13 protein-coding genes are annotated in these 16,089 nt (G+C 68.8%); 7 read left to right on the top strand and 6 right to left on the bottom strand.

Annotated elements, in window-relative coordinates; genetic code table 11:
* Window positions 1-57 precede the first annotated feature (57 nt).
* Complete coding sequence (locus tag H0B54_RS06280) at window positions 58-984, top strand: hypothetical protein (RefSeq protein WP_188259658.1); 927 nt, start codon at window positions 58-60, stop codon at window positions 982-984.
* Between the two features lie 12 nt (window positions 985-996).
* The gene (locus tag H0B54_RS06275; RefSeq protein ID WP_188259657.1) at window positions 997-1,806 is read left to right on the top strand and encodes a lysozyme inhibitor LprI family protein; all 810 of its coding nucleotides are present in this window, start codon (window positions 997-999) and stop codon (window positions 1,804-1,806) included.
* Window positions 1,807-1,822: 16 nt separating this feature from the next.
* Here H0B54_RS06275 and H0B54_RS06270 read toward each other — a convergent pair whose 3' ends face one another.
* Window positions 1,823-2,761 (bottom strand): aldose 1-epimerase, encoded by a 939-nt coding sequence (locus H0B54_RS06270; protein WP_188259656.1) that lies wholly within the window; start codon window positions 2,759-2,761, stop codon window positions 1,823-1,825.
* 278 nt (window positions 2,762-3,039) lie between these two features.
* Between H0B54_RS06270 and H0B54_RS06265 the strand changes: the two genes are divergently transcribed.
* Window positions 3,040-5,685: a protein kinase domain-containing protein gene (locus H0B54_RS06265; RefSeq protein ID WP_188259655.1), complete on the top strand. Its 2,646-nt coding sequence runs from the start codon at window positions 3,040-3,042 to the stop codon at window positions 5,683-5,685.
* 99 nt (window positions 5,686-5,784) lie between these two features.
* On the opposite strand, the gene H0B54_RS06260 is transcribed toward H0B54_RS06265, so the two are convergent.
* Window positions 5,785-6,312, bottom strand: a complete 528-nt coding sequence (locus tag H0B54_RS06260; RefSeq protein WP_246472358.1) for a peptidylprolyl isomerase — start codon at window positions 6,310-6,312, stop codon at window positions 5,785-5,787.
* A gap of 260 nt (window positions 6,313-6,572) precedes the next feature.
* On the opposite strand from H0B54_RS06260, the gene H0B54_RS06255 reads away from it, so the two are divergent.
* Genes H0B54_RS06255 through H0B54_RS06240 form a run of 4 tightly spaced genes read left to right on the top strand, consistent with a single transcriptional unit; the run spans window position 6,573 to window position 10,636 of the window.
* Window positions 6,573-8,015: an intermembrane phospholipid transport protein YdbH family protein gene (locus H0B54_RS06255; RefSeq protein WP_188259654.1), complete on the top strand. Its 1,443-nt coding sequence runs from the start codon at window positions 6,573-6,575 to the stop codon at window positions 8,013-8,015.
* The gene (locus tag H0B54_RS06250; protein ID WP_188259653.1) at window positions 8,012-8,278 is read left to right on the top strand and encodes a YnbE family lipoprotein; all 267 of its coding nucleotides are present in this window, start codon (window positions 8,012-8,014) and stop codon (window positions 8,276-8,278) included. The genes H0B54_RS06255 and H0B54_RS06250 overlap by 4 nt, the downstream gene beginning before the upstream one ends.
* Window positions 8,275-8,610, top strand: coding sequence for a YdbL family probable chaperone protein (locus H0B54_RS06245; RefSeq protein ID WP_188259652.1), 336 nt, complete (start codon window positions 8,275-8,277; stop codon window positions 8,608-8,610). The genes H0B54_RS06250 and H0B54_RS06245 overlap by 4 nt, the downstream gene beginning before the upstream one ends.
* A 13-nt stretch (window positions 8,611-8,623) precedes the next feature.
* Window positions 8,624-10,636, top strand: a complete 2,013-nt coding sequence (locus tag H0B54_RS06240) for an O-linked N-acetylglucosamine transferase, SPINDLY family protein (RefSeq protein WP_188259651.1) — start codon at window positions 8,624-8,626, stop codon at window positions 10,634-10,636.
* On the opposite strand, the gene H0B54_RS06235 is transcribed toward H0B54_RS06240, so the two are convergent.
* From H0B54_RS06235 to H0B54_RS06220, 4 genes are all read right to left on the bottom strand, one after another.
* Window positions 10,633-11,358, bottom strand: a complete 726-nt coding sequence (locus H0B54_RS06235; RefSeq protein WP_188259650.1) for a hypothetical protein — start codon at window positions 11,356-11,358, stop codon at window positions 10,633-10,635. The two genes, H0B54_RS06240 and H0B54_RS06235, sit on opposite strands and share 4 nt — an antisense overlap.
* A 96-nt stretch (window positions 11,359-11,454) precedes the next feature.
* On the bottom strand, window positions 11,455-13,860 hold the full coding sequence (locus tag H0B54_RS06230) for an LPS-assembly protein LptD (RefSeq protein WP_188259649.1): 2,406 nt from the start codon (window positions 13,858-13,860) through the stop codon (window positions 11,455-11,457).
* 183 nt (window positions 13,861-14,043) lie between these two features.
* Complete coding sequence (locus tag H0B54_RS06225; protein ID WP_014198771.1) at window positions 14,044-14,286, bottom strand: Lrp/AsnC ligand binding domain-containing protein; 243 nt, start codon at window positions 14,284-14,286, stop codon at window positions 14,044-14,046.
* A gap of 6 nt (window positions 14,287-14,292) precedes the next feature.
* On the bottom strand, window positions 14,293-15,855 hold the full coding sequence (locus H0B54_RS06220) for a DEAD/DEAH box helicase (protein ID WP_188259648.1): 1,563 nt from the start codon (window positions 15,853-15,855) through the stop codon (window positions 14,293-14,295).
* Window positions 15,856-16,089: the final 234 nt, after the last annotated feature.

Here is a 16,089-nt window from a genome sequence, read left to right as displayed (position 1 = left end):
CTGTCCGCCGGCCTTGTCCGCCGGACGGGAGTGAAGCAGGCAGGGTGTGCATCGGGAATGGCGACGCTGGCGGGCCTGTCCGTGGGTGGTGGTGCGACGGCGGGCGATGGGGTGCCCGGCGGTGCCGCGCGCGGCGTCGTTACCGGCAAGTACTTCAATTTCAATCCGCTGCCGCCGCCGGCGGACGTGCTCGGCAACCCGCTGGTCGTCGGCAATCTGCCGACCCACAAGGCGCCGAAGGAGACATGGCGCAGCCGGTGGCAACGCCGTCTGGCGCGTTTCCACATCGGCAAGCAATCCGCCCAGGCGAAGCGGCGCTGGAAGATGCAGGACACCATTTCCTCGGTGATCGCCTCGGTGTCGCCGACCGCGACCCTGCTGGGGGAGCGACGGGCACCGGGGGAACGTCCAGCGTCGAGCGTTCCGGTCATCATGGTCCGGCACCCCTATCATCTCCGCCATGTCTTCGAACTGATCCTGCAGACCGCGGATGACCTCGCGGCGGAGCGCCGATTCCTCGAACTGCTGATGGGGCGTGTTCTGCGCAAATATGGGGAGCAACTCACCCAGATCCGCGGCTCCGCCTTCTCCTTTGAAAACGAGGCTCGGGAGTATTTCTTTGCGGGGTTCAAGCTGGAACGCCAGATCAAGAAATACACCAGTCCCGACGAGCGTTTTGCGGCGCTGCAGTCGATCTACGTGAATTATTTTCATGGGCGCAACTATTATCTCTACGCGCTGCTGCGCCGGGAGAAAATGACGCCGGACAACAAGCTGTTCATGCTGAATTCCCGCGCTGTCTACTTCATGGCGCGGATCGGCTGGAACGGAGAGTTGCTGGACAAGCCCAACCCGCGCTCCCTGCCCAGCCGGGAGGACATCTTTTTCCTCGTTCAGCGTGACAAGACGGTCCTGACGCGCTATCGCAGCGACCAGGATTTCCAGCGGCAGGTGAAGGCCGTCCTGGAAGCGTTTCCGGCGTAAGGGATTTGTGCGATGCGGGCAGCGATTCTTCTGGCGGGCATGCTGATGGCCGGCACGGCCATGGCGGCGGACACCAGCGGGGAGGCCGCCAAGCCCGTGGACTGCGCCGGGGAGACGCCGGTGGCGCTGCTGCTCTGCCGGGACACGTCTCTGGAGGCCACCGCCGACAAGCTCGATTCGGCGCTGCGGGCGCTGGCCGACGAGGCCGGGAAGGCGGGTGAGGAGGCGGTCGCCGCCGGCCAGCGCGCATGGCTCCAGCGGCGGGACGCAGCCTGCCCGGTCGCAGAGGCCGATCTGGCCGACCCGAAGAAGGGCAAGGACCGCGCCGCTTGCTTGGCACGCCAGATGGCTGAGCGCACCAGGGCGCTGGAACTGGAGCTGGCCGCCCGCCGCGCCCCGGTGGCGGACGAGCCGCTGACCGTTTCCGCCTCCGCCCCGCTACGCCCGGCTCCAGCCAACGTCCAGGGCCAAGCGAAGCCGGGCGCGGTGAAGCGCGCGGCGGATGTGCCGGCCCTGACCGGCCGTTGGGCAAAGGCCGATCCGGCCACCCGGACGCCGATCGACGATTGCCGGACCTCCTACCTGGAAATCACCGGCGACGGCGCCTTCAGCCTGCACGACCCGCGGATTGCCGCCTTTCCCCTGGAAGGTCCGCTGGCGCCCGGCGAGGGCGATCCGGCGGACGGCCTGTCCTTCGGCGGGGAGGAGGGGTTGCCGGAGGGCACGCTGCGCCTGGACGCTGCCGACGCGCCGCGGCTGGACCGCCTGTTCCTGACGCTGGATCAACCGGCCTTCGGCGCCACCTTCGTCCGCTGCCGCTGACGCCGGGGTTCGGCTTTCAACGGGCGAGCGGCTCCAGGCGCAGACGCATGGTGCCGCTCAGTTCCTCGCCCGGTTCCAGACGGCGCAAGCCGGTGTCGGGTTGCTCCTTGCGATTGACCGCGTCGGTCATGTGGGACACCGGCTCGACACAGAGGTAGTCCTGGTCCGGCGGGGCATAGACGATGAGATGGCCGAACGGGCCCTCCGTCTCGATCGACAGCCGCCGGCCGAGCGTCGGCCAGTCCAGCGCCGCCACTCCGTCCCAACCGGTGAAGCCGTTGTCGAGAACGGTCCGGTCCATGACGATCCCGTCCGTGAAGGCCCAGCGGGGCGGCACCGCGACGCGCTCCACCGGAAGGATGGTCGGTCCGTTCAACCAGACGCCGCCGACCCGGGCGGTCAGCCGGGTGCCCGGAGGCTTCGGGAAATAGGGGTGCAGCCCGATCCCGGCGGGCATCGGCGCGTCGTCCTCGTTGACGAGCGAGAGGGTCAGGCTGGCCCCATCCTCCTCCAGCACCACGGTCTGCGTCGCGCGGTAGCGCCAGGGCCAAGCGTCGGCGCGATGCCGGAAGACCATGCGCGCGGCCGACTCGGTGGCGTCCTCGACCGTCCAGTCGGCACGCCAGCCATGGCCGTGAATGACGTGCGGGTTGCCGTCCCCGTCGAGCGGAAGCCGCACCTGTCGTCCGTCGTAGCTGAATTGCCCTCCACCGATGCGGTTGGAGAAGGGGACAAGCGGGAAGCAGCCCATGTCGTTGGCCGAGCCGTGGCGCAACGCCCAGTCGGAGGCCGGACGCAGGAGGTCGATCGTTCCGTCCGCGCCGTGCCAAGCGAGGCGGGCCACGACGCCGCCGCGCCGGGGGCACAGCGTGCATTCCAGGGAGCCGTTCGCAGCGCTGCGATTCAGCGTTAGGATCTGGACGTCGATTCCCTGGTCCAACTCGACCTGCTCCATCCGAATCTCCTGCCGGCGGTGGTTGGACGCCGGTATCGGTTCGGGTATCGCACAGCCCGCAGGGGAAGGGAAGGGCGGGGCTGCGCGCAAAAGTGTGCGATGGGCCAAGCCCAATGGCCCCTTGCAACACCTTTGCGCAAACACCCCCAGCTGTCGTGCAACCGCACCGTTCAGCCAATTTGGCCCGCGTATACCGGCTGTTTACCGGATCGCGCGGATTATGACCGACCCTCCAAGCCATCCACCGCGCCGATCCCGCCCAAAGGCCGCCCGTGTCAATGCCCGCCTCCAGGACGCCCGCTTCCGCAGGGGCACCCGGCTCCGTCGGCACGCTCGACGAGGCGGTGCTGTGCCACACGCTCGCCGAGCACCATGGCGGGCCGGCGCGTATGGTCATCGGCATCGTCCTGCGCCAGCATCTCGACAGCCTCGTGCTGACCCCGACGGAGCTGATCCACAACGCCCGGCATCTGAAGGCACTGCAGGCCAAGGCCACGCTGATGGAGTCCGCCCTGGGCAGGATCGCCACGGTGCAGGCCCGCCTTCCCGGCCAGGAGGCGAAGGCCCGCCGCCGCGCGTTGGACAACGCGGTTTCCGAAACCGCGGCGAAGGCCCGTGCTGTCCAAACCGCCTTCTCCGGGCTGGCGCGGGGGCGCGCCCTCATTGAGTCCGTTCTGCGCAGCGCGCCGGGAAAGTCGCCGACCGGCGACGCGGGGTTCGACTTGCGGGCGGCGGTCTGCCTGGAACTGGAGGAATGCCGAACCTGGACGTCGAAGCTCGACGCGCTGATGCAGCTCTTCCCGGCGGAACGGCAGGATGCGCTGTCCGCGGCGCTGGACGAGGTGATCGGCGACGTGCTGGCCTCTCCCGCCGCCACCCACGAGCTGTTGGGAAGCACGCCGGCCGGCGGGTCGCCGTTGGTGACGCTGTGCAACCTTCTGTACGGGCGCGTGCCGATTGAGGCGTTCGGGCCGAACCGTCTGGGGGGGCTCAACGGTCTGTTCCGCCAGGGCCGCCTGCCCGCCGCCCGCAGCATGGTGCTGGAGCGCATCCGGCGCCAGCTCCGTGCGCCTCAGACGCTCGGACGCGGCACCGCGGAGCAGGAGGCCGACCTGCTGCGCACGCTGATGGGGCATCTGCTGTCCCCGGCGGGGCTGACCGGTGGGGCCGCCATGGCCGACGCATTGACTGTCCGCTATTCCCGCCGGTTGGAGCAGGGCGGGGCGAGCGCCTACCGGCGTTCCATCGTCGGACTCAGCGAAACACAGCCGGACCTGATCTGCCGAATCCACTATCTGGCCGCCGTTTCAGCGGTGCCCGCCGCGGAGCGGCACATGGGCGAAATCGTGGACGCGCTGGACGCCGCCCTGAAGAACGAGCTGCTGGTGGAAAACATGGTGCTCCAGACGCCCGACACGGCGCTGGTGCGGCAGGCCCTGTCCGGGGCGGTGGAGGCCATTCGGGGGTCCGCCCTGCCGGAGCAAGACCGGGAAAGGATCGCCGCCCGCGCGGGCTCGGTGGCCGACGAATTCGCCCGCCGGGGCAGGCTCGTCCAGCGCCTGCGCCAGATCGAACCGCTGCCGCGCCGCCGGATCATCCGGTTGGCGGAGTTGGCCTGTTGCGGTCTGGTCAGCGATGACGGGGCGCTTTCGGCGCTGCGCCAGCACATCCTGGACACCGTCCGCCAGCCGCAGTTCCAGGCCGAACTGGCTGGTGCCCAGGGCGACGACATCGCCCAGGCGGAGGTCCGCCGCCTCTACGAGCTGCTGGACCGGCTGAGCCAGATGCCGCTGCCCTCGGCCAAGCCATCCCCACCGGTCAGCCAATCGGGAGCAGGGGCCGCCTTCGAACCCTGCGGCGCCACGGCGCTGCCGACCGTGGTGGCGCCACCGGTCCGCGGCATCGCCTCTCCGGTCAGCGTCGCCGCGGTGACGATGGAGGCATCGGCCGCCGCCGCGCCGGGCCTGTGCCCGGCCTGCTTCGTGCCGAAAGCGCCGCGCGAGGCGTGCCGGGATTGCGGTTATCCGGTCCGCCTTCAGAACCGCGCCGGCGTCCATCTTCTTCCTGGGACCCGGCTTCTGGGCCGTTACCTCGTGGGACGGGTCCTGGGGCAGGGGGGCTTTGGAGCCACCTACCTCGGCTGGGACGAACGGCTTCAGATCAGGGTCGCGGTGAAGGAGTTCTATCCGACCAATCTGGTATCCCGCGCCACCGGATCGTCGGGGGTCGTCCCGTTCTCCGACGATCATGCGCGCGGCTTTTCGGCCGGACTGGCGAAGTTCCTGGAGGAGGCGCGGATGCTCGCCCGCCTGCGGGAGGTGAAGGAGATCGTCAGTGTCCAGGACTTCTTCGAGGAGAACGAGACCGCCTACCTCGTCATGGAGCTTCTGGACGGACGGACCCTGAAGCGGCATGTCGCCGAAAGCGGCGGGCGGATCGCGGCGCGCCAGACGCTGATCCTGCTGTCACCGATCATCAAGGCGCTGCACGCCGTGCACGAACAGGGCCTGATCCACCGCGACATCAGCCCCGACAACATCTTCCTGACGAGCGGCGGCGAACGCAAACTGCTGGATTTCGGCGCAGCGCGTCACGCCGCTGGAAAGAGCGCCGACCTGACGGTGATCCTGAAGCCGGGCTACGCGCCCCCCGAGCAATACGCGCCGGATGGCAAGCAGGGACCCTGGACGGACGTTTACGCGCTGTGCGCCACCGCCTACTACGCGCTGACCGGAAAAACACCGCCCGATGCCACCAGCCGCTTCATGAGCGATCGGGTGCCCCGTCTGGCCGAAGGCGGCGCCACGGTGCCGCCGGGGTTCGAGAAGGTGCTGTTGTGCGGCCTGTCGATGCGCTGGCAGGACCGTCCCCGCAGCATGCGGGATCTCCTGGTGGCGCTGACCGCGGCGATGAACGGGCCGTGAGCGCCGGGCGGATCGGGACAGGAGTTGGGGCGGTGCGCGGTTTCACCGCCCCGATCGCCTGAAGCGGACCGCTTGATTGGCGGTCCGATCCCGAAGCCGTTACTTGGCGTCGGCGGCAACCTGCATCTTGACGATCTTGTCCGGGTCGCTGACCTGACCGTTGCGGGACTGGCTGCCCTTCTTGATCTTGTCGACGAACTCCATGCCTTCGACGACCTTGCCCCAGACGGTGTACTGCTTGTCCAGGAACGGGGCCGGGGCGAAGCAGATGAAGAACTGGCTGTCGGCGCTGTCCGGGTCGGGCGTGCGGGCCATCGACAGCGTGCCGCGGACATGCGGCTCGCCGCTGAATTCGGCCTTAAGCTTCTTGCCGGAGCCGCCGGTGCCGGTGCCGGTCGGATCGCCGGTCTGGGCCATGAAGCCGTCGATCACGCGGTGGAAGACGACGCCGTTGTAGAAGCCCTGACGGGTCAGTTCCTTGATGCGGGCGACGTGGTTCGGTGCCAGGTCGGGGCGCAGTTCGATGACCACGCGGCCGTCCTTGAGGTCGAGGTAGAGGGTGTTTTCCGGATCCAAGGCCTTGGCCTCCCCCTGAGCGAAGATGAAAGTGGCGAACAGTGCCGCCATGAGAATGCGCGTCCACCGCAACATGCGAAACACTCCGATGTGCCGATTCCGCGGACGCGACCATAGGGGAAACCGGCGCCGATGCAAAGACGCCCTGCGGGGCTGCCTTCATCGGCGGAGGTCCGAGCACCGGCTCCCTGCCGGCTCACCATTGTCTCAGCTCTGCACGGTCGCGCCCAGACCGCGATGGACGATACACTGCCCTTCGGGTGTTCATACCCGAAAGAGAGCATGGCGAGTTCGAGGGCAAGGGGTGGGGCGTGCGGCAGCAAAGCGTGCGGCGGTTGAGACGATGGCTGGTGCTGGTGAAGCTGACGCTGATCGGCGGGGCGGCCGTCCTGCTCGTTCAGCACCGGACCGATCTGGCCGGCACCGTCGCCACACAGGCGCTGCGCCGCGCCGGCTTTCCGGACGCCGCCGTGACGGTGACCGACCTGTCCGCGGAGCAGACCCGCGCCCTGGTCCGCCTGGACCGACAGGGGGCGGTCGGCGGCACGCTCATCCTCCGCCACCCGCTGGACGTCCTTCGGGAGGGGCGAATCGAACGTCTGGACCTAGCGGATGCCCGCCTGAGGCTGGACGTGGCCAAGGACGGCGGCCTGCGCATCGCCGGCTACCCATTGACCAGCTCTGCAGAGACGGCGGGCAACGGTGGCGCGGCGGGCGATGACGCCTTCGCAATTCCCATCGACGCCATCCAACTCGGCGAGACCGCGGTGACGCTGGCGACACCGCGGGGCACGGCCAACGGGACGCTGCGCCTGACGATGACCCGCGACGGCACGCTTCACCGCGGGCAGGCGACGTTGACGGCCCCAGCCAAGGGCTTGCCGGTCCTGACCCACTGGACAGGCGCCGACACGATTGCCGAGACAGCGGGCACCCTGACGGCAAAGGCCCGTCTGACCTGGGACGGTGCGGCGCTGAAAACCCAGGGCGACCTGCTGCTCGCCGACCTCGCCGGACGGTTCGGGCCGGTCTCGGCCAGCGGGATCAACGGAGTTCTGTCCCTTCCCAGCCTGTTTCCGCCGGTGGTCGCGCCCGGCCAGACGCTGGCGGTGAAGCTTCTCGACGTCGGGTTGCCGCTGACCGATGGGAGCTTCCGCTTCGGATACGGCGCGAAGGGCCGGTTGAGCGTGGAGCGCGCCGAATGGCATTGGGCCGGCGGGGTTCTGCGGGCCGACCCCTTCGCCATCGACCCGGTGGCGCCGCGGGGAACGGTGACGCTGCGGGCGGAGGGGGTCCATCTCGGCCCGATGCTGGCGATGGTCGCGGTGGACGGCCTGAAGGCGAGCGGAACGGTCAGCGGGAGCCTGCCGGTGCGCATCGAGGCCGACTCCGTCCATCTGGACAACGGGCTGCTGGAGGCCGACGGTCCCGGCACGCTGCGTTACGATCCCGAGAATCCGCCGGGCTTCCTGAAGGGGGAAGAGGGCAGTCCGACGGCCCTGCTGATGGGGGCGCTGACCGACTTCCGCTACGACACGCTGAGCGCCACCATGGAGGGGCAGGCCGGCGGAGAGCTGGCGGTCGGGATCGCCATCCGCGGGTCCAATCCGGCATTCTACGATGGCTATCCGGTCGCGCTTAATCTTAAGGTGAGCGGCGCGCTCGACCGGATTCTGCGGCAGAGCCTGGACACCTACCGCATACCCGAGACGGTGCGCGACCGCATGACGGAGTTCCAACGAAAGAATCCATGAGACACACGGTTCGAAGCCGGCGCGTCCTGACCGCCGCACTGATCGCTGGGTTGGGGGCCGGAATGGGCGCCTGTACGCCGACCGTCAAGGTCGAGGCCCCGGACAAGCCCATCGAGATCAACCTGAACATCCGGATCGAACAAGAGGTCCGGGTGAAGGTCGAGCGCGACCTGGAGAAGGCCATCGCGGACGATCCGGCCCTGTTCGGACTGCCGCCGGCCCAGGACGCCTCGGGCGGTGCGAAGGGAGGGAAAAAGCCATGAAGCGCATGTTTGCCACCGCCGGGCTGGTCCTGGCGCTTGCCCTGTCGGTTCCTATGATGGCGCCGGCCCAGGACGCTCTGGGCGCCGCCAAGGCCGCCGGGCAGATCGGCGAACGGCCGGACGGGCTGGTCGGGGCGGTCCCCGGCGCGCCGGCCACCGCGGCCCAGTTGGCCGAGCAGGTCAACGCCCAGCGCCTCGCCCGCTACCGCGAAATCGCCGGCAGCAACGGCACCTCGGTGGATCAGGTCCAGGCCCTGGCCGGAAAGCAATTGATCGAGCGGACTCCCGCCGGCCAGTATGTGCTGTCGGGCGGGCGCTGGGTCCGCAAATAGGCGGCCACCGGCGATGACCGCCGCCCTCCGTGCCCGGATCGGGGCGTGCCGTGCGGCCCTGGCCGCCCTGCCCGGCGACTCCGCGGCGCAGGCCGGTCTGTTCGGCGCGCTCGACGCACTGGGCGAGCCTGGCACGCCGGAAGAGGCGGTGGCCCGCTCCGCCTACGGCGAGGCGTTGCGGCGGCAAGGGCGGGCGGCCGAGGCCGAGGCTCACCATCGCGCCGCCCTGTGCTGGCTGCCCGACTTCGGCGGCAACCATTTCAATCTCGGCCTGACTCTTCAGGCGCTTGGCCGCTCCGCGGAGGCGGCCGATGCCTATGGCGAGGCCGCGAGGCTGATGCCGCGCTTCGCTCCGGCCCCCTGCAACCAGGGCGTCCTGCTCCGCGTGTTGGGCCATCGGGAGGCGGCGGAGACGGCGCTGCGCCGGGCCGTGTCGCTCGACCCCACGCTGGTTCCCGGGTGGCTCAACCTCGGCGCGGCGATCCAGGAGTCAGGGCTGGCGGATGCCGCCGCCGATTGTTACCGCAACGCCCTGGCCCTGCGTCCCGATCTCGCCGAGGCCCATGCGAATCTTGGGTTGGTGATGAAGGAGGCCGGACGCCTCGCGGATAGCCTGCCGGCCTTCGAACGCGCACTGGCGCTTGGTCTGTCCGACCCAGGCGGCGTGCTCGCCCAGCTCGTCCAGCAGATGCGACATCTCTGCCGCTGGGACGGGCTGGCGGAGCGCTCCGCGCAGCTGACCGCGCTGGTGCGCGGCGGTGCGACGCGGCAGGTCCATCCCTGGATCTTCCTTGGCGAGGGCGCCGGTCCGGCGACGGAGCTGGCCTGCGCCAGCCGCTACGCGGACTGGCGGACGCGGGGCATCGCCGCCATGCCGGTCCGCCGCGACGCCGTATCGCGCGGCCGCCTGCGCGTCGGCTATCTGTCCGCCGACTATCACGAGCACGCCACCGCCGCCCTCATCGCCGAACTGATCGAGCGTCACGACCGGAGCCGGGTGGAGGTCGCCGGCTACAGCTATGGGCCCGATGACGGCGGCCCGATGAGGCGACGGCTGTCGGCCGCCTTCGACCGATTCGTGGACCTTTCCACCCGCTCCCACGCCGACGCCGCGGCCCGCATCCGGAACGACGGGGTCGACATCCTGGTGGACCTCAAGGGCTTCACCCAGCACGCCCGGCCGGAGATCGCCGCCCATCGGCCCGCCCCAGTGCAGGCGCAATGGCTGGGCTATCCGGGGACGATGGGGGCGGGTTGCATCGATTACGTGATCGGCGATCCGCTGGTCACACCGCTTGATCACCAGCCCTTCTACGCGGAGCGGATCGTCCAGCTTCCGCTCTGCTATCAGCCCAACGACCGAAGCCGGCCGATCGGTCCGACCCCGTCCCGCGCGGCCTGTGGCCTGCCGGAGCGTGGCGTGGTCTTCTGCTGCTTCAACGCCGCCTACAAGATCACGCCGGATCTGTTCGACCGGTGGTGCGGACTGCTGCGCGCGGTGCCGGACAGCGCGCTGTGGCTGCTGGACAGCCATCCGGAGGCGAGCGCGAATCTGCGGCGGGAGGCCGCGCGCCGGGGCGTGGCGGAGGGCCGGTTGGTCTTCGCCCCCCGGCGCCCACCGGCGGAGCATCTGGCGCGCTACCGTCTGGCCGACCTGTTCCTCGACACCACGCCGGTCGGCGCCCACACCACCGCCAGCGACGCGCTGTGGGCGGGCCTGCCGGTGCTGACGGTGCCGGGGGAGGGGTTCGCGTCCCGCGTCGGGGCAAGCCTGCTGCGCGCCGCCGGGCTGCCCGAACTGGCGGTGCGCTCGCTTGACGATTATGAGGCTGCGGCCCTGCGGCTGGCCGGCGACCCGGACGGTCTTGCCCGGCTGAAAACGCGCCTCGCCGCGGAGCGGGACGGCGCGCCGCTGTTCGACACCGACCGCTTCGCCCGCGCCTTGGAACGCGCCTACGCGACGATGTGGGACATCCACGCGGCCGGCAAGCCGCCCCGCGCCTTTGCCGTTCGGGACGAGGATTAAGGGAAGGGGCAGCGGTCGGCGGTCACGTCCACGAAGGAGCGGGCGCCGGGCGTGAAGGTGAAGCGGTACTCGGTGTTGTCGAGCACCACCGTCTGGTGCAAGGGCAGAACACCCTTGGCGACCGTCTCCTTGCCGCCCATGCCGGCGATCTTGATGGTCACCGGCTGCGCCGGGTCGAACCAGCTTTCGGCGTTGCCCTGCGTGTTGCGTGACGATTGGCCCTCGCCGCTCACCGTCACCGCCCCGTTGTTGAAGCTGGTGCTGCGGTTTCCCGATTTCAGGAGGGGCGTGGCCAGGGCGAATCGCTTGCTTTCCGCCGGCTGGCAGTTGCGCACCGCCTGGACCTGGGCGATCACGAAGGCGAGACGGTTGGGGTCCATGCCGCCCTTCAGCCGTTCCGACACCAAGCCGGTCAGCCGCGCGAGATCGCCCGAGGGTACCTCGCGCTGGAGCCGGCTCTCCAGCTCCGCGGCGCGGGCCTCCGCCGTCCGGGCGGCGTGCTGCATCTGGCTGGCGAGCAGTTCCAGCTCCGCCTTCTGGCGCGACAGGGTGGAAATCTCCTCCCGCAACGTGACGTCGCGGCCCTTCAACTGCTCGATGCCCATCTGGTAGGCGAACAGACCGACACCGAGGAGAACGGCGGCGAACAGACCGAACTTCGCGAACCCCGCCCAGAAGCGGCGGCGATAACGGCGTTCGTAGTCGTAGCGTCCCAAGGCCATGTGCAGCAAACCCGAGCGGAAGAAGAGGGTGCTATGGCTACCCAGATCGGCCGCCCGATGCAACCCCTTGACCTTGGCCGGAGACGCCGCTCCCGATCAGTTGCTGGCTCCGGACGGGCCGAGGAATCCGGCACTGATCCCCGGCGTGCGGAACTCGCCGACATTCTTGAACACGAAGCGGAAGAAAATGGTGTTTCCTTCCTGCTCGCCGTTCTGGATGACGGTGTAGTCGCGCTGGGCGATGGTTTCGAAGATCAGGCATTCGTCCTGATAGCGGAGGATGCCCGCGCTGGAGCGCGGTCCCGCATCGGGACGGAAGGCTTGAGAATGGGACACGCCGATCGACCAGTGTTCCGAGAATTGCGACGACACCGAGATGCCCGCCTGCTCGACCTCGTTCCGCTCGACGACGTAGGGATTCTCGGTCTGGTCGACATAGGTGTAGGTGCCGGAAACGCGCAGCAGCGGCACGCCGGCCGACGCGTTGACCGAATGCCGGCGCGGCTTCAGCGTGTCGTGGTCGATGCGGAAGCCGTAATTCACGTCCAGCCAATCCGCCGGGCGCAGATCGAGACGACCGACGTAATCCGACGTCTTCTTGTCGAGCCCTGATCCGCCACGGAAGTTGTCCGTGTCGTCGGCGCGGAAGCTCTGACCGACGAACAGGCTGGCCGAACCGGTCTTGTAGCCCTGGAACGTCGTGCGCAGGCCATAGGTGGCGCGCGGTCCCCCGTCCAGCCGGTCGATGCCGGTGAAGCGGTTGGGCATCAGCAGGTTGACCTCGTCGAACTCGACGTCGAGGCTGTCCTCGTTCGGGAAGGCCGGATCGTTGTCCACCCGCGGCGACACGCTGATCTGGCCGATCGGCTCGATGGTCTGGAAGTTGTTCTCGCCGTAACGGACGAAGGGATAGCGGACGGTGGCCATGGCCTGGGGGAAGAAGCGCAGGCGTTGGATGCTGTCGTTGCCAGTTCCGGCCGGATCGTTCGGATCGAACCGCTGGGCTGTGTACCCGGCCAGCAGGACACTGCCCTCGATCGTGGTGACGAAGCCGAGATTGGAATAGATGTCGCGCTGCCAGCCGGGCTGCACGGCCAGACGCTGGGTGTCCGGGCCGCTGCTGCCCGGACGGGCGACGGCCAGCAGGCTGCTGTCCAGGGACCAGCGCCCGCCCAGCAGGCTGCCCGGTTCGCCCAGGGCGTTGTAGCGCGCCTCAGGCAGCACGTAGGGTTCCTGCACCGTGTTGCCCCAGCGCAGATCCTGGAAGCTGTAGGCGTTCACCGCCGCATAGTTGCGTCCGTTGAATCCTTCGACGAAGGCCCGGCTGGTCAACACTTCGTCGCGGATGTTGAAGTAGCGGCGCAGATACAGCTCGTCGCTGGACCGTTTCAGATTGAAACCCCAGCGCCAGGTTTCGTCGATGTCGAACAGGCCGCTGGCGAAGGCGTGCCCGCGCCAGCGCCGGTCGTCGGCGCCCTTCAGCGTGCCGTTGGGAATCTCGCCCTGCGTCCCCGACACGTCGAGCTGCAGCCGCCCGTTCTCGAAGCGCTTGCGGTACTGGCCGCCCAGGAACAGGCCCTGATTCGAGTAGCCGCCGACGTCGAGGGTGGCGTCCTGGTCCGGCGCTATATCCCAATAATAGTGGGAGATGGCGCCGAAACCGAGTTCGGAGTTGCTCCGGAAGCTGGGCGTCAGGAAACCCGAGCGCCGGTCCACCGTGGGATCGGGGTGGGACAGGTAGGGTGTGTAGAAGAAGGGAACGCCGAACATTTCCATGAAGGCGTCACGGTAGCGGACCTCGTGCTCCTCGTTATCCTGGACCACGCGGGCCGCGCGGATCTGCCAGACGGGAGGGCTGGTCGGATCGGACTTGCACAGCTCGCAGGGGCTGTAGACCGCCCGGTTCAGGCGGATCAACCGCCCGCCGCGTCGCTCGCCCTCGGCGCCGGCCATGCGGCTGTTGTCGGTCATCAGCACGCGGACGTTCTCGACGAACGCGTCGCGCATGTCGTCGGTCAGTTCCGCGTAGTTGGAGAACAGGATGTCGCCCGACGGCTCGACCAGACGGACGTTGCCCGACGCGATGACCACCTTGGTCTTCTGGTTGTAGGTGATCGTGTCGGCGTGGACCGTCCGTGCGCCCTGCGACAGTTCCACGTTGCCCGACGCCGTCACGAGGCTATTCGCCTCGTCGAAGGTGACCGTGTCGGCTCCCAGAAGGACCGGAGGGTCCTGCGGCTTTCCCGTGGTCGGTTCCGACGAGGGAACGACGACTTCGAGCCGCCCGCCCTGATCCGGCCCGACCGGCGGGGCGGCGTTCGCCTGCGGCGGCGGAGCGGGAGGCTGCTGGGCGTCGGCCAGATCGGCCAGGACGATGCCGCAGGCGGCCATCAGGGCGACGATGCCGGATCGCAGGACCAGCGACCGGCGGTCCAACGGGCGGTGCATCTTCGGGCTGGTGGCGCGGGCGCGCCGGGCATGTCGGGACGGGAGCTGGGACATGCGGAACGTTTGAGGTAACCAACCGGCCAAGTCAACGGTTTCGCGGCGCGTCTCGCGAATTGTCCAAAGCCTGTTGCCGTAAGGCGGAGTCATGAAAAAGGGGACCGACCGCAAGACGCGGAGGTCCCCATTTTCCTACCTGATCCGCGCCTCGTCAGGGCGGTTTCCGCACCCGTCGAACCCCTAGGCGAAGGCCTTGTAGGCGATGAGGGTGAAGGTGTCGCGCACCCCGGTCAGGGTCTGGATGTTTTCGGTCACGAATCGGCCGATGTCCAGATCCTGGGGCAGATAGCACTTCATCAGCAGATCGTACTGGCCGGAGATGGAGTGCACCTCCGACACCTGCTCGATGTCCTGAACGGCCTGATCGGCCACCTGATAGGCTTTGCCCAGCTCGCACTTGACCATGACGAAGATGGTCTGCATTTGCGGTCAGCCCTCCTGCGAGGATTGCTCGGCGGGCTCGGCCGGGGCGGGGCGCCGCGCCGAGCGGAGCATGAAGGCCGGCATATGGTCGCCGAAGCCGATCACGGGTGTGTCGTCCTCGTCCTCGTCGCGGCGGCGGCGGCGGTCGCGGTCCCGATCCCGGCGCGGCTCCTGGCGGCGGTTCTCGACGGCGGCCAGCGATTCGCGCGGCTGGCGCTCCTCACGGGGCTGCCGCTCCTCGCGCACCGGGCGGTCTTCGCGGCTCGGCCGCTCCTCGCGCGGTTGGCGTTCCTCACGGGCCTGACGCTCCTCACGGGGCGCCCGCTCCTCGCGGTCGGGACGTTCGGCGCGCTCGGCGCGCGGCGCGCGGTCGCCGCGCTCCTTGTCCTTGCCACGGCCCCGGCTGCGGCCACGGCGCGCCTCGTCCTCGCTGAGGAACTCGGCCGACTCGAGGCCGTCAATCGCGATCAACGGAATCTCCCGCTTGATGAGACGGCCGATGGCCGAAACCTGCTTGCCGTCCAGCGGACTGGCCAGCGTGAAGGCGCGGCCGGAACGGCCGGCCCGGCCGGTGCGTCCGATGCGGTGGACATAGTCTTCCGCGCTGATCGGCACGTCGAAATTGAAGACGTGGCTGAGCCCCTGCACGTCCAGGCCGCGCGCCGCCACGTCGGAACAGACGAGCAGCGTGATCTCGCCCTTCTTGAAGGCCTCCAGCGTCTCCATCCGCTTCGACTGCACCATGTCGCCGTGCAACGCGCCGGCGTTGAAGCCGTGGCTCTCCAGCGACTTTTGCAGGATGGCGACGTCGCGCTTGCGGTTGCAGAAGATGAAGGCGTTCTTGACGTCCTCGGTGCGCAGCAGGTGACGCAGCGCCTTGCGCTTGTCCTCCTCGTGCACCAGGACCATGGCCTGGGTCACCGTCTCCGACGGGGAGGCCGGCGGGGCGACGGTCACTTCCTTCGGGTTCGACAGGAAGGCATCGGCCAGACGGCGGATTTCCGGCGGCATGGTGGCGGAGAAGAACAGCGTCTGGCGCAGCTTGGGCAGCTTGCTGACGATCCGTTCGATGTCCGGGATGAAGCCCATGTCGAGCATCCGGTCCGCCTCGTCGATGACGAAGACCTTGATGTCGTTGAGCATGATGTTGCCGCGCTCGAACAGGTCGATCAGACGGCCCGGCGTCGCGATCAGCACGTCCACCCCGCGGTCCAGCCGCTTCACCTGCTCGGTGAAGGTCTCGCCGCCGATCAGGAGCGCCATGCTGAGCTTGTGGTGCTTGCCGTAGGTCTCAAAGCTTTCGGCGACCTGCGCCGCCAGCTCCCGGGTCGGCTCGAGGATGAGCGACCGCGGCATGCGCGCCCGCGCCCGGCCCGAAGCCAGGATGCTGATCATCGGCAACGTGAAGCTGGCCGTCTTCCCGGTGCCGGTTTGCGCGCAGCCGAGCACGTCGCGGCCTTGCAGGACCCAGGGAATGGCCTGTTCCTGAATTGGCGTCGGCTGGGTGTAACCCTTGTCCTCGATTGCCCGCAGGACGTCAGGTCCAAGCCCAAGTTCCGAAAAGAGCATCCAACCTGTTTCTGTCTGGAGTGCGAAAATCGTGCCGGTACGGCCCGACGAGTAGATGGTGCGGCAGAATATGAAGTCAAAGGGCGCTGTCAATAGACCTTGTGATGAAATCGCGCATCGCGCGGGTCCGGATGGGCCGCTTGGCGCTCCGCGCCCGCTCGGTTAGGCTGTGCAAAGTCCGTACAAACCGCGGAAATCCGGCCCGCGCGGCGGTCGTGACCCTTCTTCCGGCTC

It is taken from the genome of Azospirillum tabaci (assembly GCF_014596085.1).
GTDB lineage: Bacteria > Pseudomonadota > Alphaproteobacteria > Azospirillales > Azospirillaceae > Azospirillum > Azospirillum tabaci.
The sequence above is the reverse complement of the archived record's forward strand: the minus strand, read 5'-3'. Positions and strand labels throughout refer to the sequence as shown.